The 23115-nt window shown below is 36.0% G+C and carries 18 protein-coding genes and 1 pseudogene; 14 read left to right on the top strand and 5 right to left on the bottom strand.

Annotated elements, in window-relative coordinates:
- Positions 1–357: 357 nt before the first annotated feature.
- From GILLI_RS07215 to GILLI_RS07205, 3 genes are read left to right on the top strand one after another with little or no spacing between them, the layout of a single operon-like run.
- A complete protein-coding gene (locus GILLI_RS07215; protein WP_006988442.1) occupies positions 358–3363 on the top strand; it encodes a SusC/RagA family TonB-linked outer membrane protein in 3006 nt (1001 codons plus the stop codon).
- Positions 3364–3372: 9 nt separating this feature from the next.
- A complete protein-coding gene (locus GILLI_RS07210; RefSeq protein WP_006988441.1) occupies positions 3373–4773 on the top strand; it encodes a RagB/SusD family nutrient uptake outer membrane protein in 1401 nt (466 codons plus the stop codon).
- 25 nt (positions 4774–4798) lie between these two features.
- Positions 4799–7693, top strand: a complete 2895-nt coding sequence (locus GILLI_RS07205; RefSeq protein WP_169312727.1) for a M16 family metallopeptidase — start codon at positions 4799–4801, stop codon at positions 7691–7693.
- Between the two features lie 57 nt (positions 7694–7750).
- Here GILLI_RS07205 and GILLI_RS07200 read toward each other — a convergent pair whose 3' ends face one another.
- From GILLI_RS07200 to GILLI_RS07185, 4 genes are all read right to left on the bottom strand, one after another.
- Entirely contained in the window at positions 7751–8020 is a 270-nt protein-coding gene (locus GILLI_RS07200; protein ID WP_006988439.1) for a DUF6520 family protein, read from the bottom strand.
- A gap of 84 nt (positions 8021–8104) precedes the next feature.
- The gene (locus GILLI_RS07195) at positions 8105–8587 is read right to left on the bottom strand and encodes a MauE/DoxX family redox-associated membrane protein (RefSeq protein WP_006988438.1); all 483 of its coding nucleotides are present in this window, start codon (positions 8585–8587) and stop codon (positions 8105–8107) included.
- Positions 8588–8697: 110 nt separating this feature from the next.
- Positions 8698–9654 carry a helix-turn-helix domain-containing protein gene (locus GILLI_RS17680; protein ID WP_006988437.1) on the bottom strand — a complete coding sequence of 319 codons (957 nt, stop codon included), beginning with the start codon at positions 9652–9654 and terminating at the stop codon, positions 8698–8700.
- 65 nt (positions 9655–9719) lie between these two features.
- Positions 9720–10097, bottom strand: a complete 378-nt coding sequence (locus GILLI_RS07185; RefSeq protein ID WP_006988436.1) for a DUF7793 family protein — start codon at positions 10095–10097, stop codon at positions 9720–9722.
- Positions 10098–10435: 338 nt separating this feature from the next.
- Here GILLI_RS07185 and GILLI_RS07175 point away from each other — a divergent pair, with 338 nt between their 5' ends.
- The 9 genes from GILLI_RS07175 to GILLI_RS07140 all read left to right on the top strand — a co-directional run bounded on the left by GILLI_RS07175 (position 10436) and on the right by GILLI_RS07140 (position 21104).
- Entirely contained in the window at positions 10436–12859 is a 2424-nt protein-coding gene (locus tag GILLI_RS07175) for an aminotransferase class I/II-fold pyridoxal phosphate-dependent enzyme (RefSeq protein ID WP_006988435.1), read from the top strand.
- A gap of 115 nt (positions 12860–12974) precedes the next feature.
- Positions 12975–13808, top strand: coding sequence for an RteC domain-containing protein (locus tag GILLI_RS07170; RefSeq protein WP_040506485.1), 834 nt, complete (start codon positions 12975–12977; stop codon positions 13806–13808).
- A gap of 272 nt (positions 13809–14080) precedes the next feature.
- Entirely contained in the window at positions 14081–14365 is a 285-nt protein-coding gene (locus tag GILLI_RS07165; protein WP_006988433.1) for a helix-turn-helix domain-containing protein, read from the top strand.
- Positions 14366–14368: 3 nt separating this feature from the next.
- Positions 14369–15121, top strand: coding sequence for a hypothetical protein (locus tag GILLI_RS07160; protein WP_006988432.1), 753 nt, complete (start codon positions 14369–14371; stop codon positions 15119–15121).
- A complete protein-coding gene (locus GILLI_RS07155) occupies positions 15105–15767 on the top strand; it encodes a hypothetical protein (RefSeq protein ID WP_006988431.1) in 663 nt (220 codons plus the stop codon). The genes GILLI_RS07160 and GILLI_RS07155 overlap by 17 nt, the downstream gene beginning before the upstream one ends.
- An 87-nt stretch (positions 15768–15854) precedes the next feature.
- On the top strand, positions 15855–16853 hold the full coding sequence (locus tag GILLI_RS07150; RefSeq protein WP_217179245.1) for an AAA family ATPase: 999 nt from the start codon (positions 15855–15857) through the stop codon (positions 16851–16853).
- A 7-nt stretch (positions 16854–16860) separates the two neighbouring features.
- Positions 16861–18828: a S8 family peptidase gene (locus GILLI_RS07145; protein ID WP_050855594.1), complete on the top strand. Its 1968-nt coding sequence runs from the start codon at positions 16861–16863 to the stop codon at positions 18826–18828.
- Between the two features lie 153 nt (positions 18829–18981).
- Positions 18982–19332, top strand: a complete 351-nt coding sequence (locus tag GILLI_RS17675; protein WP_050855593.1) for a hypothetical protein — start codon at positions 18982–18984, stop codon at positions 19330–19332.
- A 65-nt stretch (positions 19333–19397) separates the two neighbouring features.
- Positions 19398–21104 (top strand): NERD domain-containing protein, encoded by a 1707-nt coding sequence (locus GILLI_RS07140; protein WP_006988429.1) that lies wholly within the window; start codon positions 19398–19400, stop codon positions 21102–21104.
- A gap of 50 nt (positions 21105–21154) precedes the next feature.
- Here the strand turns inward: GILLI_RS07140 and GILLI_RS07135 are convergent, their stop codons facing one another.
- Complete coding sequence (locus GILLI_RS07135; protein ID WP_006988428.1) at positions 21155–21823, bottom strand: N-acetylmuramoyl-L-alanine amidase family protein; 669 nt, start codon at positions 21821–21823, stop codon at positions 21155–21157.
- Positions 21824–22012: 189 nt separating this feature from the next.
- Between GILLI_RS07135 and GILLI_RS07130 the strand changes: the two genes are divergently transcribed.
- Both GILLI_RS07130 and GILLI_RS07120 read left to right on the top strand, forming a co-directional pair.
- Positions 22013–22300: a hypothetical protein gene (locus tag GILLI_RS07130; protein WP_040506484.1), complete on the top strand. Its 288-nt coding sequence runs from the start codon at positions 22013–22015 to the stop codon at positions 22298–22300.
- 273 nt (positions 22301–22573) lie between these two features.
- Positions 22574–23115: pseudogene (locus GILLI_RS07120) on the top strand (DUF3875 domain-containing protein); the annotation flags it as partial.

Here is a 23115-nt window from a genome sequence, read left to right as displayed (position 1 = left end):
TGCCTTAGAAGCCTTGCATTTAAAAAAAAGCTTATTCTATTTAATCACCGGCTATGCAGTCCTATTGGTTTGCAGGGTAACAGTGAACAAATATAATGGGGAGAATTAGCCCCGTATGAGCCATTTAAAGCTGTCCCCATACAGCAGCAATGGCGGGTAGGAGGTGGGAAAGGCCCCGTGCCCCTAGAGGGAACAAAGGAGCTTATTAAAAATGAATAAACCATTAATAAAAGAAGTGCCTATGAGAAAAACCATATAAGGAAATTTCAAGTAAAAAATTGGCCTCCTAATCAACTTTGACGGGGAGACAGGAGGCCTAATTATAAAAACTAAAGTTTAAATAACCAATACAAAATTATGAAAAAAATCTACGGCCGGTTAATGATAATCGTTCTTATTTCGATTTTGCTCTTTCTTTCCATGCTTACCATGGATGCAATGGCAGCAAATACTTCCTATGATGATTTTAAAATTTTATTACAGCAGGAAGTAATAGGAGTAGTAAGTGACCAAACGGGAATGCCTTTACCCGGTGTCACAGTAATAGTAAAAGGCAAAAACAGTGGTTCGACCACAGACATTGATGGCAAATATTCATTAGCCATAGCACCGGAAGATGTTCTTGTTTTCTCATTTATAGGTTTTAAAACTCATGAAGAACCTGTTAACGGACGCCGGGAAATATTGGTAGCGATGGAGGAGGATATCTCCTCTCTGGGGGAAGTACAAATTAATGCCGGGTATTACAGCACCACTAAAAGAGAAAGTACCGGGAATATCTCAAGGGTGACAGCAGAAGAAATAGAACTGCAGCCCGTAATAAGTCCAATCCAGGCGCTACAAGGACGAATGGCAGGGGTAGAAATTATTCCCGGAGGAAACCAACCTGGAATGGCTCCTACCATACGAATACGGGGTAGGAATAGTTTACGTGAGGATGGGAACTTCCCTCTTTACATAATTAATGGAGTGCCCATTAACTCAGCTCCAATAGAAAGTAATAGTTTATTGGGGGATACAGGTATAGATCCTTTAAACACCCTAAACGTATCCAACATTGAAAGCATTGAAGTTTTAAAAGATGCTGACGCTACTGCAATTTATGGTTCACGGGGAGCTAATGGGGTAGTATTAATAACAACTAAAAAAGGTAAAAATCAAAAGACAGGACTTGAAGCCAGGGTATATACAGGTGCAGCTACAGTCCCAAACCGGATGGATTTATTGAATACGGAACAATACATACAAATCCGCAAACAAGCTTTTATAAATGACGGAGTAGAGCCTGATCAGTTCAACGCTTTTGATTTGGTTTTATGGGACCAAAACAGATATACAGATTGGCAGGATTTCTATTTTGGAGGCACTTCTTCTATAACAGATGTAAACCTTTCAACTTCAGGCGGTGATGAAAATACCTCTTTTCGATTAGGAGGTTCTTATCATAAGCAGGGTACTGTATACCCCGGGGATTTTGATTATAATAAGGTAACCACAGGTTTAAATTTAAACCATGTTTCCGATAATAAAAAACTGAATATAGATCTTTCGGTAAATTATGGATTAGACAATAATAACCTGGTTGGGTTTGCTGACTTGTCATTTAATGCATTTTACTTACCGCCGAATGCCCCTCAAATATTTAATGAAGACGGCAGTTTACATTGGGAAGATTGGGCTGAAGCAGGCTGGAGTAACCCATTAGAAGGTTTTTTCAATGCAAGTACAACTCGGGCAAACAATTTGGTTTCAAGCCTAGGAGTATCCTATGAACTTTTACAAGGGTTAACTATCAAATCAAATTTGGGTTATACAAATTTAAGTAGCACGGAAGTACTAAAAAAACCGAAAAGATCCTACAACCCTGCAAACCGGGAAAGTATAGATCATAATTCAACAAATCTTGATGTAGACAGAAAATCCTGGATTATCGAACCTCAATTGCTATATACAAAAAAGGTTGGCAATGGAAAATTGGACGCGCTTTTGGGGGGAACATTTCAAGAAAGCAACTACACAAGTTTAGGATTAGAGGCACAAGGATATGTTTCTGAATCTCTTATTGGGAATTTAAGTGCAGCAGAAAGTATTTCAAACGCTGTGAACCAAAACACAACCTACCGCTATACTGCCATTTTTGGAAGGCTAGGCTTTTCCTTGGACCAGAAATATTTTATAAACCTTACAGGAAGACGTGATGGTTCATCACGTTTTGGACCAGGAAAGCGATTTGCCAATTTTGGAGCGATAGGTGGTGCCTGGATATTTACCGAAGAACCTTTTTTGAAAAATAACCTTTCCTTTTTGAGTTTGGGAAAATTACGTGGTAGCTATGGTACTACAGGGAATGACCAAATAGGGGATTACGGTTATCTTGATGCTTATGAAGCTACAATAGGGCCAGGAGGTCTTTACCCAACCCAACTTGCAAATCCAGACTATTCCTGGGAAATAAATAAAAAACTGGAATCAGCTATAGAATTTGGTTTTTTACAAAATCGTATAAATCTTTCTTTAAGTTGGTATCGCAATCGATCATCTAATCAACTGGTTGGATATCCTCTTGCAGCTACCACAGGCTTTAATTCGGTTCAAGCTAATTTACCTGCCACTGTAGAAAATACTGGGTGGGAGGTAGAATTGGCTATTACCAATATTAGATCTAAAAATTTCCACTGGCAAAGTTTCTTTAACCTTACTGTGCCTAAAAATAAACTGGTGAATTATCCAGATATAGAACAATCCTCCTATGCTAATACATTTAAAGTAGGTAGTCCATTAAATATAAGGCTGCTATACCAATATCAGGGAATTGACCCCGAAACAGGGTATTATAGTGTTGCGGATGTCAACCAGGATGGAAGATTAGATTACGAAGATCGAATTGTTGTACAAGATTTGGGGAGAAAATTCTTTGGTGGTATAAACAACAATTTTTCTTTTAAAAATTTCTCTGTGAATTTTCTGTGGGAATTTGTTAAACAGGAAGGAAGTTTATCTTTTTCAAACCCAGGTAATCTGAGCAATCAACGTGAGGAAGTGATTCAGGCATTGGATCCCGGCAGCGGGTTTCAAAGGGTTTCTCAATCTTATGAAGCTTCTGTTGCTTATTTTGATGCATTGGAATCAACTTTCCCTTTTCTGGATGCCTCTTTTCTAAGGTTAAAAACTTTCTCTATTGGCTATTCTTTACCTTCAAATTTTTTACAAGGAATAGGTTTAAAAGACGGCAAAATATTTCTTAATGGACAAAACCTATTAACCCTCACTAATTATGAGGGAATGGATCCAGAAGTACCTACTGGAGGTTCTCAATTTGCCGGATTACAAACAGTAACAGGTGGTATACAAATTAACTTTTAAACTGAAAATATGAAAGCATCAATTAAAATAACAGGAGTTTTAACAATACTGATGAGTTTCCTTACATCTTGTGAAGATTTTTTGGAAGTGGAGGCGCCAGATCATAAAGTAGTGAGTGAAGTTGTTTTTAACAATGAGGAAACTGCACTTAGCGCTATGACCGGTATCTATAATCAATTACTTATTGCATCTTTTAGCAATGGAGGGTTTGATAGTGTAACGGTTTTATCGGGATTGTCTGCGGATGATTTGACCACTATACGCACTACAAATTTAACCTATAGGGAATTTGAACTTCACGAAGTTCAACCTAGTAATCCGAGGAACCTGAACCTTTGGTCTAGTGCGTATAAAATAATTTATATGACCAATGCACTTTTGGAAGGTATAGAATCGTCCGAAAACATTTCGGAGGATATCCGAATTAGATTGGAAGGTGAAGCAAAGTTTGTCAGGGCTTTTACCTATTTCTACCTGGTAAACTTATATGGGGGGGTCCCCATGATTTTAACAACAGACTATAGGGTAAACACTCTGGCAGCACGTGATTCTGAAGAGCAAATATACCAGTTGATTATTGATGATCTTCAAATAGCAGCAGATGTTTTGGGTAACGATTATTTTCAGGAGGGGCGCACTCATGTTAACAGGTACACTGCAGTAGCCTTTCTGGCAAGGGTAAATCTTTACTTGGAAAATTGGGAACAGGCTGAAGCTTTGAGTAGCCAAATAATTGCCAACAATGAAAAGTTTGAAATTCTTGAAAACTTAGATGAGGTTTATTTAGCGAACAGCAGGGAGGCTATATGGCAATTATCTCCCACAGGGGGAGGTACCTTTTTTACAAATACAAATGAAGGTTCAACTTTCATTATACATCCTTTTTTTTCAGTCTTATCCCATTTAAAACTCACAGAAAACTTTGTAAAATCTTTTGAGAGTGAAGATAACCGCTTAACCCATTGGGTTAATTTTCATTCAGGACTTTCTGTTTATTATCCTTTTAAATACAAAATTAAAAATAGTTCTGATGCTGTTACAGAATATTCAATGGTGCTACGGTTGGCAGAACAATATTTTATAAGAGCGGAATCAAGGGCGATGCTGGATAACTTACAAGGCGCCATAGCCGACTTAGATAGAATTCGCGGCAGGGCAGGTTTGGAGCTTCTTGCCGATGCCAATCCAGAAATTGAGAAGGAAGATTTACTAATTAAGATTATTGAGGAACGAAAAAAAGAACTGTTTGCAGAATGGGGGCATAGGTGGCTGGATTTAAAGCGTACAGGAACGGCTGGTGAAATTTTAGATATTCAAAATCCAATGTGGCAGGATACCGATGTGCTATATCCTATTCCGGAATCAGAGAGATTGAAAAATCCTAATCTAACTCAAAATGATGGATACTAAAGTGAAAAACCCAAATTGTAAGATCTTGAAAATTTCAATATTAGCTATTCTTTTTAATTTTAGCTTAATATCTGCAGATGCACATGAGAAATTTCAACAGCCTCCAGATACTCTTTCCTTAGATAACAGTATTAGGCATGGACGTTTACCAAATGGTTTTACCTATTTCATAAAATCTATTCCTAGTCCCCAATCAAAATTATTTTTGAGGCTATACAATAAATCCGGATCGAATCAGGAGGATAATGATCAGTTCAATGTAGCACATGCGGTGGAACACTTAGCTTTTAAAGCTACTCAAAATTTTCCCTCAGGAATACGTAATAGTAACCATATGGATAAATTAGGAATGGAAATGTATGATTTAACTGCATTCAGTGGACCAAGAGCTACGGTATTCCATTTTGATGCTCCACAAAATAATATGGAGGCTTTGAAAGTTGGGATGTTATTTTTTAAGGATATTGCCACTGGGCTCAAGTTAAATGAGAAGGACATAAATAATGTAAGAGGGGAGTTACGGCAGGAATTTCTTATGAAAGAAGGAAACGATATAAATAAAATCTCCGCCGTTAACCAGATGTATTCCAAAATATTTCCTTGTAATGAGGATTGGTTTAATTTTATAAAATATAATGGAAATTTTAGTTCGGAAGCTCTTAAACGCTTTTATAAAGATTGGTACCGCCCCGACTTAATGGCCATAAGTATTGTGGGCAACATTGACAATCCTGGTGAAATGGAAAGGTTAGTAAAGGAAACTTTTTCCAATTTAAAACCGCCCAAAACAATTAGGAAAAAATTTAAATGTGATTCAGCATATTTTAGCTGTCCCCACCAATTCTATGTGGTCCAACAACAAAAAGATACCTCAAAGTTTCTCGAAGATAGTGCTGCTAAAATCCATTTAATTTATCGTAACCCTAGTAGAGGTAATCCCAATACTAAACAAGGTATTGTTGAATTATTGAAATTTCAATTTCTTGTGGACATTGTTGGGAAACGCTTTTATCACACCACAAATAAATACCAATCTTTTGATGTACAAATTTCAGATCTATCAAAACATAATGGATTGCCACGAGCCATGGAGGTGATTGTAAATATGGAGAAGAAACGGGAAAAACAAATTCTGAGGGAAACCATTGAAGTTTTAAATCAACTTCAAAAATATGGTGTGTCAGATCTTGAATGGTTGAGTTATAGAGAAAAGCAAATAGTGTCGATAGAACAGAGAAATGAAGAAAATGTTAGTTATTGGATAGATGAAATCTCCAAATATTATATTGATGAAGAATCGCTGCCATCAGGAAAAAATGAGTATGTGAAAAATATGTGGGAGAGTTTATCTTTGGCAGAAATAAACCAATTTATAAGTGATTTTCTTATAAAGACACCCGAAGATATAGGAATAATAGCTCCTTCCTTTCATAATGCTTTATTCTGGGATGAAAAAGAAGTACGTTTCATAATAGAGGATGAATTCAAAAAATTCGTGAAACCATATAAGCAGCCAGAAAAACCTGTATCACTAATGACTGCCAAAGGGGTTGAAAAGCTTAAAGAAAAAGGATATCTAAAAACAGGAATTGGGGAATCAGGTATCAGAGAAGTTGTTTTAAAAAATGGGGTGAAAGTGGTTTTAAAACCTTATAAACCAGCTTCCAGGACAGCTCAGTCTAAAATAAAAATCCATGGATATTCTTTAAGAGGGGCAAACTCTTTTTCTAAAGAGAGTTATTTTTCAGCAATTAATGCTGCAGCAATTGTTAGGAATTCAGGTGTAAATAGCCTTGATAAATTTGAATTAAACCGTTTCCTCGACACAACCTCCTTGCGTTCTGGTACTGGTTATGTTATTCCTTACGTGAAAGGCCAAGAAAGTGGGATAAAGGGGTTAGCTGCAATTGAAGATATGGAAACCATGTTACAATTAATCTATTCGTACTTTACAAAACCTAATAAAAATGTGTTAGCATTTAAGGACTGGAAAACCAAAGAGTATAAAGCGTATATCAATCCAACATATAGTCTCATTACTACGGATTTTGAGAATAAAATAGGTGAGATAACAGGAGATCCCTTTGGTAAAGAATCGACATCAGGGACAAAGCAATTTATGAGCGTAGCAAAGACAGATTTTGATCTGTCCTATAATTTATATCATAAAATTTTTGGAAATGCCAGTGATTTTATCTTCTTAATTAGCGGAGATTTTGAGATTAACCAAGTGTTACCACTGGTGCAAAAATATTTAGGGAATCTTCCTGATGTAGATAGGTCAAAAAAAGTTTTATTTAAGGCTACGGAGGCAAAGCCTATATCTCAAGGAGCCTCTTATTATCTCTTTCCCTCTCAGGGAAATTATAAAGTTGAGAACATTAGCTATGGAACTCGCTTTATTGAAAATGCTATTGATTCAAACGATTGGCGTGAGCAACTAAAGGTAGAAGCCTTAGGGGAAATTTTAAGACAAAAGCTTTGGTCTTTGCGCTTTGAAAAAGGCTACGCATTATATGATGTGAAGGCCGCCGGAATTTATAATGAACATTTGAACCGTTATGAAATCATTTCATACCTAGATTGTGAACCGAAAGATTTTATAATGATCCGAAAAGAATTAAAAGAAATCTATACAGAACTAAAATCTGGGTTGTTTTCAAATAAAGAACTAAAAGAAAGTCTTGCAAGAATGTATTCATTTTATAAACTTCAGAGAGCTAAGGAACCAAAGATTTCAAGCCAAAGGTTATATGAACATTTCAGGTACGGGCAACCTTTAGTGAATCCAGTAGAAGTTGAACATTACGTTCAATCTCTTAAAGTGGCAGATATAGTAGAAGTGGCAAATAAATATTGTAAAGAAGAAAACTTTTATGAGTTTGTAATGAGTGATAAAAAAATAGATAAGGCTAATTAAATAATTAATTGCACACAGGGTTGATATCCTGTGTGCAATCTTATTAAATAGAGTAAATTAATAAAGTTTTTTTATATCTCCATTTCCTTTCTTCAAGACACTTGGATTAACGGAATCATAAACTTCATAAATTTGGCCATTAGGCTCTAATTGAACCCTACATACAATCGAGCCATTTCCACAGTTCAGTTCCTCACCTAAGGGCATAAAGACACCATCTTGCAGTATGTAATCCTGGTTAGGATCACCTGCGCTATCTAAGGAAGTAAACGACATTCCAATGGCAAAAATCATTGCCAATACAGGTAATAAAAATTTAGTTTTCATAATATTTAAATTAAAGTAAATGCCTACTCTGTGTTCAGGTTTTCGGCGTACCCTGCTTTTGTTGCAACAAAATTCTTTATGTAATTATTTCATTTTTTGAATTAAGAAAGGGCGGGTATCAATGTTCTTTGGCTCTTTAGTTTTGTGGGAAAGGAAAATACCCAGTAAGGCCAGTAGCAACCAACCAATATTAAAAACTAAATGTTCTTTCCAGGAGAGGGATGCTATCACTCCTCCGCAGGAACAGGGAATAGCATCTGCAAAATTTAGGACAAGAATGATATAGGCACTAAATATGCTCATTAAAAAGAAGGAAGCCCATAGACCAATTAATCTCAATTTTGAAAAGAAAAACAAAAGAGAAATGGAAATTTCAACCACCGGTACTCCCCAGGCAACATAATCTCCAAGGGTATTTATTAGTGGAGATTGACCTACTTGTACCCGGAATTGTTCAAAATCAAGCAGCTTACTCACGGCGGCATAAACAAAAAGCACTATGAAGAGGTAGCTAATTATTTCTACCATTAAGTTCTTTTCTGTTGTTCTGAATTTCAAAGCCATCATCTTCTTTTTTTCTATGATATAAAAGTGATGAAAAGGATTTATTCGTTATGGATTAACAATTACCTTAGAGGGATTAAGGCTTTTTAAGGGGAAATAAAGAAAGGATAATACTATTTTTTTCTTGATACCCTTCGTAAATCACTGGGATTGTACCCAAATTTCTTTTTAAAAGCCTTTGAGAAATGGGGGAAGCTTTTAAAGCCTGTTATAGAGGCAATTGTCTTGAGGGGCATTTCGGAGTTTTGAACTAAAAGACTTGCTTTATTAAGGCGTTCATCCGTTTGAAAACGGAAGACAGTTGTGTTATACAGTTCTTTAAAACCATACTTCAGCTTGAATTCGTTAGTGCCAAAATGATGTGCAAGTTCTTTTAGGGATAGTAGGGGTTCATCTAAATTTGTCAGAATATGAAGATACACCTCTTTTATTCTGGCAACATCAGATTCTCTTCGAAGAACACGAAGTTTACCCGCTTTTTTTCGCACTTTGTTATCCATATTTCCATTTTGTATAGCTTTTTGTAAAACTGCTTCAGTTTCTTCGCTTTGGACAACAGTTTGGACAGCAGTAATAATGATTTTTTTGCTTTCCTCATCAGGATTGAAGAGGAGTGAAACAGAACAAAATGCTGGTACGATAAGAGAGTCAGGGGTATGGAAATCCAAATGAACGGTTTTATTAAATGTGTTGTTTTCTAGAGCCGGTTCCAGATCTTTCCAGGCCTTTTTCGAATCTTCGGTAAGTAATTCGGGAAAAGATTTTCCTAAAAGTTCGTATGGCTGAAGAATTAAAATTTCAGCAGTAAGGGCACTAAAAGTTTGAATTTTAAAGTTTTGATTAAGGATAAAGGTTATCTGGGCTATGTGCCGATATTTACCGCGGGAATTGACAAATCCATAGTGATGAAAAGATTCTCTCATTTCTTCAGCCATCATATTCAAAAGAACGGCTAAGGTTTCCAGCTCATCGTCATGCTCTGATCTTTGGACCTCATATGAAAAATTGCCGCTTGCCATTTCAATGATCATGCGGTTGATACGGTCTATTCTTTCCTTTTCGCTTTTCATACCAGTGAAAATTTAATAATAAGTTTGAAATTCCCTTCATTAGATGTATAAGGAAAGCAAAAATGTTAGTAGAGGAAAGATTTCAGAAAATCCATTGCTTCATCCTTAATTGTAAATACTTTTGTAGGGACTAAGGGTTTATTTGTTTTAACGTAAAACTGGGCTATAGCTTCATTTAATGGGAAATTAACCAGAAAAGCTACTGCAATTGCTAATGTTGATCCTTGTTTGGCGAGATAATCCCTTGCTTCTTTATTTACATCCTTTATACCCCGGGTATCGCAAAAAACAGGAAAGGCTTTTTCGTCCTGAAGTTTAAGCCTGTCTGCAACAATCTTTTCAGCGGCCTTAAAATCGACAATAGTATTGGGCTTATAAACGAAAAAAAGAATTCCGTCACTTATCCAAAATTCTGCAAATTCATTTTCGATAAAACTACCCATTTTACAATTTCTTTTCAATAAACTAAGACAATTTAAGACAAAAAATATTAATCAAAAGTCATTTTTTCGTGGTTTTAGGAGAAAGAGATAGCTCAATAACCAACGTTTTTAAGCTTTTATAAGGCATTTTGTCCATAAGGGATGAAGAATTAAACTTAAAGGATTTTTTAAAATTATGTAGTATTTCTATATCCTATGCTCCAAAATTTGCCAAAAAAGGAGATTGGTTTGCCTTAAAAGGATTATTTCATTCTGGAAATATCAATTTTCCATTTTTGATTAACAAATTCCTTAGCTTGTTGATTAATAATGAATAATTTGAATAAAAGACTGGGATAATGGCAAAAATTAAACATAACAATTTTCTGGATACCGTAGATGATGTGATCTCTAACGCTAAAATGGCTGGTGTTCTGCATCTTTACGCTGAGGGTAACGAATTTAAAGGGAGAAAAATTAGAATAAGCGCAAGGGATCTTTTTCATTTTGGAACGACCGGTTATCTTGGGTTGGAACAGGATGAGCGGTTAAAGGATGCAGCCATAAGTGCCATCCGGCAATACGGTACCCAGTTTCCCTTGTCAAAATCCTATATCTCTCATCCACTATACAGGGAATTGGAAGAGAAAATTTTCCAAATGTATAACAATCCTATAATCATTACCAAGAACAGTACTCTTGGGCATATGGCCGTTATTCCCTGTGTAATTAGGGATGAAGATGGGGTTATCCTGGATCACCAGGTTCATTGGAGCGTTCAAAGCGCTGCACAAATTTTAAGAACAAGGGGGATACCGGTAGAAATGATTCGGCATAACAACTTAGAAATGCTGGAAGATAAAATTAAAACCCTTTCTTCCAAATGTAATAAGATATGGTATATGGCAGATGGAATATATTCCATGTATGGAGATTTTGCCCCAATTGCCGAATTGGTAGAGTTAAGCAACAAATATCCTCAGCTCCATTTGTATTTCGACGATGTACATGGCATGAGTTGGAAAGGCAAAAACGGAACGGGATACGTGATGGATGTGTTAAAAGAGTTACCGGAGAATGTCCTGTTATTTGGTACTTTGAGCAAAACATTTGGAGCAAGCGGAGCCGTACTGGTATGTTCTGACAAATTATTACATTCAAAAATCAAAAATTTTGGGGGACCACTTACATTTTCTGCTCAGCTCGAACCCGCCTCGGTTGCAGCTGCATCAGCATCTGCGGATATCCATCTTTCCCCGGAAATATATAAACTACAAAATCAACTTGCTGACAAAATAAATTATTTCAATTTTTTACTGAAAAATACAGATCTGCCGCTGGTGGAATATAACAATTCCCCCGTGTTTTTTATTGGCACAGGGATGCCGGTTACAGGATATAAGTTTGTACAACGCCTTATGAAGGAGGGGTTTTATGTGAATTTGGGTCTTTTCCCCGCAGTACCGGTAAAAAATACGGGGGTTAGGATTACCATTTCCAGACATAATGAAAAGGCAGAGATAAAATCCCTGGTAGAAGCGATGACTTATCATTTTCCACTGGCGTTGGAAGAAACCAATACTTCAAATAACAGGATACGAAGGGCGTTTAATTTAAGTGAGGTGAATAGTCAAAGTATTGAGAAGGAAGAAGATTTAATTGTGCAGTATGAAAATTCAATAAATAAGGTCAATAAGGAGGAATGGAATAAACTAATGGGCAAGAAAAGTACTTTTGATTGGGAGGGGCTTAAATTTATAGAGGAGGTGTTTAAAGAACAGGAGAAACCCGAGAACAATTGGTCTTTCCATTATTTTGTGATAAGAGACAAGAATTTCCAACCTATTTTGGCTACTTTTTTCACCTATTCATTATGGAAGGATGATATGTTGGCACCTGCGGCAGTTTCCTCTAAGCTGGAAGAAAAAAGAAAAGAGAACCCATATTATTTAACATCTTACGTTTTAAGTATGGGGTCCTTATTCACCGAAGGTGAACATCTGTTTTTGGAAAAATCTCACCCATCCTTTAAGGCTGCCTTAAGTAGACTTCATTTTGAATTGGAAGGCCTTGAGAAAAAATTGAAAACAACCATGTTGGTTTTTAGGGATTTTCAAGCAGATAACTATCTAAATGATATCTTACACGAGCAAGGTTTTTTTAAAGTAAATATGCCGGATTCTTGTGTGTATGATAATTTTAGCTGGAATACAGTAGACGATTATATAGCTACACTATCCTCCAGATCACGTAGACACTTTATGAAAGACATTATGCCGTATGAAGAGATGTTTGACATCACCATTGAAGAATCTCCCAAGCAAACGGATCTTGATATATTCTATGACCTATACCTAAATGTAAAAAATAACAACAGGGGCTTAAATACCTTTTCCTATCCTAAAAACCTTTTTGAGCAAATGGTCAAAAATAGAAACTGGGAATTTATTGTCCTGCGTCTAAAAAAGAAATTTTTCAGTACAAAAACTGAAAGACCGGTAGGGGTTATGTTCTGCTATAAAAATTTAAACCATACATATGTCCCGAACTATATTGGTTTAGATTACGGATATAGCGAAGAGTTTCAAATTTACAGGCAGCTTTTGTTTCAAACAATAAAAAGAACAAAAGCCTTAGGATTTCTTAAAGTTGATTTTGGAATGACAGCTTCTTTTGAAAAGAAAAAGGTAGGAGCAACCGTTAGACAGCAGACTTCTTATGTTCAGACACGCGAGAATTATTCTATTGAAATGCTGGAGCTCCTACCAAATGAATCGCGATAATATAAATGTCTTTCCCTGGTTCTTATAAAAAAATGATTATCCCTACCATTTAATTTGCCAGATTTTGCTGAGAATACTGCCTTGGTTTTATTTAATCGTTCAAGATGAGTTAATTATGTTTGAAGGGATATTAAAAGATTTTCAAAAATTGATGGATGAAATCAATTCTCAGGAGGAGGATCTATTAAAGCGGGCGGAGAGAGCGATTCCAATTTGCAATAAAACGCTATCCCAAATGCAGGCCTTGATTGAGAAGGATGATTTCGATTCTCCAGACATAGAAATTTCATTTTTTAAAAATGTAAAGGTAATTCCAATGAGTTATCTTATTTACTTTTCTGAAGTAAAAGCATGTGAATTGAAAAAACCTAAGGCGGGTGTGGAGTTCCAAATAAGATTTTTAGAGAAAGAAATAAAGAAGATTAATAAATTCTTTTCAAAGAACAGTGATTTTGTTCATTATATGGAACAGGGGCATACCTATTTGGACCATCAGTTTTTCACTCGTAATCATAGAAACAATTTCCCCTTTACTCCAACTATTAATTATTATCAATATCCTGAATTTTCTACCTCGCATGATATGCTGTGGGCAAAGATCCAGGCGATGTATAAGTATATTCACTATATCAGGGAATCCATGCAAAAAATTAAGCCTGGAAGTATTCCGGTTTATAGTGAAAAAAAGCACCAGTTGCTTCTCTGGACCGCTTCCAAAACTGCATTGATAGAATTAATCTATGCATTATATTCTACCAGAGCTTTAAATAACGGTGCGGTAGAATTAAGCACAATTACCTCCTCATTTGAAGATTACTTCAACATAAAACTCGATAATGTATATAAAACCTATACAGAAATCAAAGCAAGAAAGGGCAGTAAAACAAAGTTCCTTGAAGAATTGATCATCAAATTACAGCAAAAGATCCACCGGGACGATGCTATTTAAATTCTCTCAAAAAATCGTAACTCCGATTTTTCGTTTCCCTTAATTAATCCCATTCTTTTTCTCCTCAATTATTCTCAGAATAATTTTTTTTGAGATTGAATACAGCTAATTGATGCATCAATTCTAAACTGTTAAATTTTCTCGTACTGGGAATCCTCTTGTGATAAATCAAATTAAATCTAATACAACTTTGTAATACGAAAGTCAAATTAACCTAATCCCGCTGCTTTAAAACTTATAACCTGCAGCGGGATTTTTAAAACCGTAAAACAATGCCAACAAGTATTATTACCACCGACGACCTTCGAGAATTTAAAATTGAATTGCTCGATGATATTAAAAACCTTTTAGCAAAACAAGCAAAAGGAAAACTAAAAAGATACCTCAAATCCTCTGAGGTAATGGAATTGCTACAAATCAGTCCAGGTACACTTCAAAACCTTCGCATTAATGGTACGCTACCTTATACTAAAGTTGGCGGAATTATTTATTACGATGCCGAGGAAATTCAAAATGTAATGACCGTAAACCGTGTGCAGCACAGTCTAAATTCTTAATCGATGAACTATATAAAGCTACTCAATGCGGCTTTTGAAAAGTTTTTTTTTGATGACCGCCTAAATCCCACACATATCAGTTTGTATATGGCGCTGTTTCAGGAATGGAACAGCAGCCGCTTTGCAGATGAATTCTATGTGAATCGCAGGGATTTAATGATGGCGTCCAAAATAGGTTCAAAATCCACCTATCACAGATGCGTGACCGACCTAGATACTTGGGAGTATCTTTCCTATTTTCCATCTAATAATCCATACAAAGGGAGTAAAATCAAGATGTCCATTATCGGTACAACTGATGAACCGGATATGGGACAGTACAATCCCGAATTGGAACAGCTCACGGAACAGTACCGTCCCAGAAACGTACGGGTAGCAGGACAGCACCATCCCATCTCTGGACAAGCTGTGGACCCACACCATCCCACCAGTGGACAAGCATTGGTATCTACTATAAACAATACCAAACAAGTAAACAATATAAAACAACCAAAGGGCTGGCAGGCCGTTATTAATTTTTTTATTGAAAAAAGTTTTGATGCTGTTGAAGGAAAAAAATTCTTCGAGCATTATGAAACTCGGAATTGGCAAACCAGCGACGGAAATGAAATTCGAGATTGGCGCGCCTTGGCCACTAACTGGATGGATAGAACTGAATTATTCGACGAGGAAAACAAACCAAACAAAAAACAAGCGTCCCGAATCAAGGACAACTTGCGAACCACTAAAAACAAGGATTATGGACAACCCCTCTAAAATTACCGAAGGTGGCGTGGAATATTCGCTTGGAAAGTTCGATGGCAAAAGCGTTCTTTATGATTTTGACAAAATCCTGATTTACCTGGATGCCAAAGGCAAGCTTCTGTTCGGAGCAAAATTTAAAATTTATGACGAGGACAAGGATATCCTGCTTAAGCTTTGCAATTACTTTATCTGCGATAAAGAGAACTGCGAAAAGAATGGCATTGATCCCGATAAGGGAATCTTACTTTCCGGGCCGGTAGGATGTGGAAAAACAACTTTGATGAAACTACTCCGCCATATAGTGCCTATGCAACGATCGTACGAGATGATTCCGTGCAGGAATGTAATTTTCAGCTTTAATCATCTCGGATTTAAAACAATCGAGGATTACGGGAACACAAAATTTTTCTGTTTTGACGACCTGGGTATTGAACCTCCCGGAAGATTTTATGGCAAGGATCTCAACGTAATGGGTGAGGTTCTTTTATCCCGTTATGAACTTTACCTTCAATCAAAATATAAAATAAAAACGCACGCCACTACCAATCTGAATGCCGAGGAACTAGAAGAACGCTATGGAAACCGAGTTCGGAGTAGAATGAGGGAATTGTTTAATTTAATTGCATTTGATGAGGGGGATGGGGATAAGAGGAAATAGAATATGTTTTTGAGAACTTAATTCGAAAAAAAATCCCTTTTAAGGATTATAAGTTTTCATATCTAACTATTTTTGAATTCACTACATTTGTTAAAAAATAAATTGGCAGCAGCAGAAAAAATAAAGGCATTGTTACAAAGCTATGGTGATGAAGACGCGAACCGTTTTTACACCACCGCAATGCAGATTGCCGCTGCTGAAGCGAAAAAAGGAAATACCAAACTTTCTGAAGAACTAAAAGGGCTTATTGAAAAAATCAAGTCTAAACGAAATTTAGATTCAGTTTCCAAAACGAGAATTCTTCCAATTAATGAAGCCCAAAGGGAATTAAAAGATTTACTTGAAGTATATCGCCCACATATCAAAACCAAAGATATGGTTTTGACCGAGCAAGTTTCGGAAGCAATAAGGCGAATCCTTTCGGAACAGCAGAAATTTGACCAACTTTTACAGCACAATTTAGAGCCAAGAAGAAAGTTATTGCTTGTAGGGCCTCCTGGTTGCGGAAAAACAATGACTGCCAAAGCCATTGCTGGAGATTTAGAAATTCCTCTATTCATAATTCGTTTGGATGGATTGATTTCCAGATATATGGGAGAATCAATCTCAAAGCTAAAATTAATATTTGACTCTATGTATCAACATAGAGCTGTTTATCTATTCGATGAATTTGATTCTATTGGCTCTAACAGAAGCTACGGAAATGAAGTTGGGGAAATAAAAAGAGTTCTAAATAGTTTCTTGATGAACATTGAGAAAGACAAGTCAAACAGTTTATTAATTGCTGCTACCAATATACCGGAATCCCTCGATAAAGCTTTATTTAGAAGGTTCGACGATATAATTCAATATCCCCTTCCAAATGATAAAGAAATAGCGCAACTAGTTGCAGTACAGCTCAAAGGCTACTCTATTGAAAAAGGTAAATCTATAAACGCAATCGCTAAAGAGGCAGTAGGTTTAAGTTTTGCCGATATTTCAAATGCCTGTAACGATGCTATCAAAGAAATGATTGTCCATAATTCAAAAAATGTTTCTTCCACCAACCTTCTTAAATTCATTAAGAATAGAAAAAACCCGTACTAATATATAAATGCCAAGAAATTTAGAACACATAATTCTTTCTGGGTATGTATCTACCGAGCAATACACAAGTCCAAATACGGGTCGCGACCGTGTAAACCCCATTGATAGAAATAGAAACTCCCACGGTAATGCCCTAATGACCCAATTGGGTATGGCTGTTACGTCGTTTAGGCAACATTCCGACAATGATTTTGTTTATTTGGAGTTTATTTCTGAAAGGGATTGCTTACTCGCATTTGATAGTTTTGAAGATGGCAGAACTGGCGACCATAGATTCGTTTCTTCCAAATTAGAAAAGGTTATAATTGATGGTCAAGAATACAAATTATACAGAGCTTGTGTTTATTTGAACACCAACGGAATTTCAAAATTCCTCAATAAAATTGAAGCTTATCTAAATCCTGATAAGGATAGTCCATTAGGTAATCCAAGAAATACAAAACTGTTGAATAACATTGCTGCAATACAGCAAGCAACTTTAGCGAGTTTTTGGCAAGAGGATGAAATTGAATTTCCAGACCAAGATGAAGAAGTGTGGTGGGAAATTTGGTTGAGAAGAGAGAATACTCAAAATGATACTCGTGAAGATGAAAGTGTTGTAAATACTTTCCTTGACTACCTAATTGAAGTTGCTGAACGTAGATTGTTGTTTCCTGAACATATTGTACGTATGGTGCGCACTACTGCGAGAACACTTTCGACGACAATTTTATATTCAGATAAACTTGCAGAGTTAAGGAAACCAAAAGAAGCGGCAGACTTTTTCACAGGCCTTGAAAGTGGAGATGCCAATGATTGGGTTCAGGACCTTAAAAGCCGTACAATAAATAGAACCACGGACGATTCAGTAATCGTTTGCATTTTAGATACTGGTGTTAATAGAGGGCATCCACTTTTAGAAGATTTTCTTCCTGAAGGGAATATGGATTCTATTAAACCTGAATGGGGTACAGCCGATACGCACAGCTACGGTCATGGTACTCCAATGGCTGGGTCAGTACTTTACGGCGATCTTACTGATATCATTCAAGATACTTCGAATATTGAAATTTTCCATCGTCTTGAATCCGTTAAACTTATTCATCCCAATAACCCACATCAACCTGAATTATACGGTGCTGTTACCGAAGAAGCAGTTGCCAGAGCAATTATATTGAATCCTTCAAATAAGAGGGTTATCACAATGGCAATTACGGCTACAGACGGTCGAGACAAAGGCAAACCATCTTCTTGGTCAAGTGCGGTAGATAAAATCGCTTTTGGCGAGGAAGGCATATCTAATGATAAATCCACTTTCTGCGTTTCTGGTGGAAATACCGTAATTAATGATGCTTCTGAATATCCAAGTAAGAATTTTGAAGAATCCATACACGACCCAGGGCAAGCATTCAATGTGCTTACAATTGGTGCTTACACAATAAAAACAGTAATTGACCAGAATAGATTTAGAGGAGCAACACCATTAGTCAATGCAGGAGGTATGTCTCCAAGCAATAGTACTTCACTAACTTGGGATAATGGTTGGGCAATTAAACCAGAATTGGTAATGGAAGGCGGTAATTATGGCATCCATAACAACGGTCTTATCGACCCAGACTCTTTGCGCTTGCTTTCCCTTGGAAAAAACTTTAGGACAGAGCCATTATACAGCTTTGGCGATACGAGTGGTGCAACGGGAATGGTATCAAGATATGCGGCATTGCTAACTTCTCAATATCCCACATTATGGCCTGAAACCATTAAAGGTCTTTTAGTGCACTCTGCAAATTGGACTCCTGAAATGCTGGGTAATCGGAATATTAATGAATTCCCCAAAACAGAACTTAAAGAGTTATTGAGAATATATGGGTATGGCGTTCCCGATTTTCAAAAGGCAGTTAGAAGTGCTAACAACTCGCTGACACTCATTGCTCAAGAATCCTTGACACCATATAGACTTGATGGAAGTACCGTCAAAACTAACGATATGCATTAGCACGAGTTACCGTGGCCCGCAGATGTTTTAACTGAGCTTTTTGACAACGAGGTTAGTTTGACGATAACGTTGTGCTATTTCATTGAACCCAATCCGGGTAACAAACAATATACACAATCGTACTACTATCAGTCCCACGGCTTAAGGTTCAAAATGATTGATGCCGGAGAATCTTTTGAGAACTTTCGGGAAAGAGTTAACAGGGAAGCACGGGACGAAGACAGCAATGGTTCTTATCCCGGCGAATCTTGGATTATTGGTGCTCAAATTCGAGACAAAGGTTCTGTACATAAGGATATTTGGAAAGGTAGTGCCGCAGAACTTGCAACTCGAAATATTATAGCAATTAACCCCGTAAATGGTTGGTGGAAAACAAGAAAAAAACTGGAACGCTATACTAATGCGGTTCGATACAGCTTGATAATATCTATTGATTCCCCAGATAACAACATCGATTTATATACACCAGTTATGAATCAAATTGATATTTCGATACAGTCTTAAATTCTTCTCTAATTATTTATCTTTGCCATTGAAACTGACCTACCTACAATTGCTAAATTTATAAATTGGAAAACTTCGATATTCGCCAAAAATCACTTGAAATTCAGGATATCATTTCGATATACACAAAGGAAAGCTTTGTATGTTTTTTTGCAGACTTTATTAGGCATAATCCTGAGAGAAATCATTTCGGTTTTTCTCACAAACTAAAATCTAAGCTAAAAGATTCCCTCTATTTAATAATGTTAAGGCTATCATCCCCAATAATTGGTGAAGAAGTTTTGATTTTTTCCGAAGAGGTTGATAAAAATCTTCAAAAGGTAGCTGATATTCTTTTGCAAATAGTGGGTTTTTATCTCGGGGATATCTATTCCAAAGATTTCGATGAAATTAAAAATGAAAGGCACAAGACAATTGTACACGAAATGGCATTCAAGGACTATTTCCAAAATGGTGTTTTAAATTACAGGGAACAAGAGTTAAATAAAGTGATTCGATTATTTCATCCGTATCAAGATAAAATAAAGGAAAGATTAGGAATTGAATTTAAAAGCCTGATTGATATCTTTCAATATTCGGAAGAGGATTACCGCAAAAAATCCATTAAGTACAAATCCTTTGCTTTTAAAAATGAATTTGCAAAATTCGCTAGAAAATCCTTTAATGGCGAAATACCTAACAATGAATTCTCTAATGAGTTCTCACATTTATCAGAACATATTCAAAATGATTTTTTAGATTTTTATGAGCGCCCGCATAGCTGTCTTTTATTTACAAAAGCAGATTATTACGATATGTTTGATGAAAATGATGTAGATATTTTTTGTGAACTTTTTTCACTTCCAATGGATGGCGTCTATGATATCTTATTCTATTCACAACCAAACCCTTTAGGCTCCAAACCAATAATAAAAATAAATGATACCGAATATCTCAATGTCTATCAAAAACAATTGCCTACTGCCCTATACAGTCTATTGTACACTACACTCACAGCATCAGGTAAAGAAACGGAACAAGTAAACTTAAGACGGGGCAAAGTAATTTTAGAAAACCATACCAGAGAAATATTTGAAAGATTCTTCAAAAAATCGAAGCACCTACAAATATTCAACAATTACTATGTTAACGAAAATACAGAAGAAAAAGATTTATTAATAATTGCTGATAGAAATGCTTTTATAATTGAGTGTAAATCATCCCGAAATAGGGAGCCTCGAAGGGATATTACCCAAGCTTTTCAAAGGATAAAATCAGATTTTAACCATTGTATTCAAAAAGGATATGAACAATGTTATCAAGTAGAACAACTAATTCTCAATTGTCCAAATATTTCAATTAAGAGTAACAATTTGGTGCAAGACCTTGATACTTCCTATATCAGAGATGTATTCAGTGTTATAGTAACATCTGAAAGATTTGCAACTGTTCAATCTGATTTAGGTCTCCTGCTGAATAAACCGATTGCAGAAGACCTTTATCCTTGGTCAATAAGCATCGATGATTTAGAAATATTTCTGAAAACATTAGATTTAGAATTTAATAACCCCACTAGAAGATTCGCGGAATTTTTAGAATATCGAGAGTTATTGAATGAAAAATTATTTTCAAGGGATGAATTGGATGTGTGTGCGATGTATCTAAAAAATCCATCAAATTTCAAAAAAATATGTGAAAGTAGCGATTACGTTGTGACCGATCCTCTACTACAGCAGCACTTTGACGGGCTATACTTTGCCAAAAAATTAAAATTCAATGTTTTAGATTTCTAAATACTAAAAGTGATGCCTTCCAAATGACCACCATTATTTCTTTTATCACTTTAATTATCTCGATTCCTAGAGTTTCCATATTTCCTAAAATTTCTCATTAAATATTCCAATAACACCCTTGATGTAATCACTAAATTTTTAGACTTTTGGTAATATTTACTTTCATCCTTATTACTCAAAAAACCCAATTCCAAAAGCACAGCTGGAAAATAATCTTGAGTTTCTCGTAACACCTGAAAATTCGCAAACTTCACGCCCCTACTCTCAAAACCTAATCTATCTTTAAACTCAGCTTGCAATTGATAAGCGAGCCAAGTACTTTCTTCAAAATATTTAGATTTCCCGTTGGCCACATACACTTCAATCCCTCTAGCATTTGGATTGTCGGAATGATTGCAATGCAACGAAATAAATACATCTGCATTTAGAGCTTTGACAAGCTTAGTTCTATCCGATAGCGAAATGAGCGTATCAGTATATCTCGTTAAATAGATTTCCAATGGTATTTCCGACTGTTCGTTTACCTTCAAAATTTCCAAAGCAATATCGAGTACGAAATCCTTCTCCTTAATTCCATTTATTCCAAGCGCACCAGAATCTTTTCCACCGTGTCCGGGATCAATTACAATTACTTTTTGAGTGCCTATTTCCTGCCCAAAAACGAAACACATTTTTAGAAGCAAATAGACAAAACTGACGTTTTTGAGCACTTTTTTCATTTTCACTTTTCGGGTTATCAACAACGTACCTTCCAAAATCCATAGAATTTGATGTCAAATAATAGCAACGGAATTCAAACAGAATCAAATAATATTTTATTCACAAATAATTGATTTTCAGATAATTACAATCAAATATATGTAAGTTTAAAATAACGAAAATGAATCAAAAATCTAAACTTTTCCGTTATAAAAAAATCACTCTATTTGGCAATTTTTCTTTCATTGCTCTCGACTTCTCTTTTTGCACAAATTGGTGGGATCGAGAATAGTGTCAATGAAATCTCTGATACCATCAGGAGAATATTTCCTTTTCTTCTGGGCGCAATTTTTTTGGTTGGCTTCCTATTTAACGCAGGACACTTCTTCGGGGAAAATGCAGACCTCAAAAAAGGGATTACCCGGGTGCTCGTCTTCGTCCTTATCGCAGGGGCTGTCGTAGGAATATTTACATATCTAATCGGAATTGTAGTATAGCGATGAAAACGTTCGAGATCTATAAAAATATCAGAAAACAAGCGGTCATCTTTGGACTGTCTATTTCACTGTTTGCATTAATGATGGTCACCATACTCGCTTCGCTTTTGGTTATCATCTTTTCATTCAGCTTTGAGATAATTATAGGACTCTTCATAATCAATGCTGCATTATACATTGTTTTGACCAAAATACATAACACACCACAAGTCTTTCACATGAAGAAGGCTTTTCCAACCATAATTAGCAATAAAAGAAATTCAGGCATTGATTATGAACAAGATTAACCTTTCGGCATATCAACCCATTGCAGATATTCAGGACAATATCGTCTTTGCCAACAATGGCAATGTAGTTTTATGCTATGAAGGGAACCTACCAGAAATCTATTCCCTTTCCGAAAAGGATTTTGAAGACATTCACGGTGCTTGGTTTCAAGCTTTAAAATCCTTACCCGTTGGGATTGTCGTTCATAAGCAGGATATCTATTTGAAGAAGTGTTATTCTTCAGAAATACTTCCGAACACCACCTTTTTAGAAAAAGCCACACACGCCCATTTTAAAGGCCGCGAGTATATGGAGCATAAATGTTATTTGTTCTTTATCCTGACCAAGAATAAAGCAATCAACAATCCAAAATACGTTAATCCCTTGAGAAAGGTTTCCAAAGGAATTGTACAGGAACTGGATAACACCATTAAAAGTTTCGCCAACTCAATAAATGATTCAGTTTCCTTTATCAACAATAGCCGGAGAGCGTCTCTCAGACCATTAAATGAAAAAGAAATTATCGGTCTCACAGAGACCTATTTCAA

Origin of the sequence: Gillisia limnaea DSM 15749 (genome assembly GCF_000243235.1) — a bacterium.
GTDB classification, from domain to species: Bacteria; Bacteroidota; Bacteroidia; order Flavobacteriales; family Flavobacteriaceae; genus Gillisia; species Gillisia limnaea.
This window is presented reverse-complemented; position numbering and strand designations above follow the sequence as displayed.